This is a genomic window from Pseudoalteromonas sp. NBT06-2 (genome assembly GCF_002276045.1).
Lineage (GTDB): Bacteria > Pseudomonadota > Gammaproteobacteria > Enterobacterales > Alteromonadaceae > Pseudoalteromonas.
Window position 1 is genome coordinate 1 of record NZ_NQMR01000433.1, and the last position, 411, is coordinate 411.

Annotated in this window: 1 protein-coding gene; it reads right to left on the bottom strand. The window is 40.6% G+C overall.

Features of this window, described 5'->3' with window-relative positions; all coding sequences use genetic code 11:
- Positions 1 to 411, bottom strand: a 411-nt coding sequence (locus tag CJF42_RS26415) for a PAS domain-containing protein (RefSeq protein ID WP_141235715.1), incomplete at both ends; no start/stop codon positions are given.

The window sequence follows — 411 nt, forward strand, 5'->3', positions numbered from 1 at the left end:
GCCGCTAAACGCTCCGTTTTATCATCCCATTCAACCACGGTACCTAAACGCTCACCGTTATCGCTTATTACCGGGGTCGCTATCAAACCAAAGGTCATCTCACCCAATTCTAAGTCTGTAGTATAAACATCTGTTAACTTATCTAAAATACCTCGCTGGTGTGCTGGGTTTTTATGGAAATCATCAACACAAGTACCTATTAGCTTATCTACATTAAAGTTTGGTAATAATTCTTGTAGCTGTTTCTCACGACTGCGAAGCATCGCTTTAACTGCATCATTAATATAAATAATATTTAAGTCTGCATCTGCCATCATCACACTGGCCTGACAGACATCCAATGCACTGGTGGTTCTTTGGTTAGCATTGGCAATGTCTTCAGCAATTTTTTCTGCCGCTAAACGCTCTGTT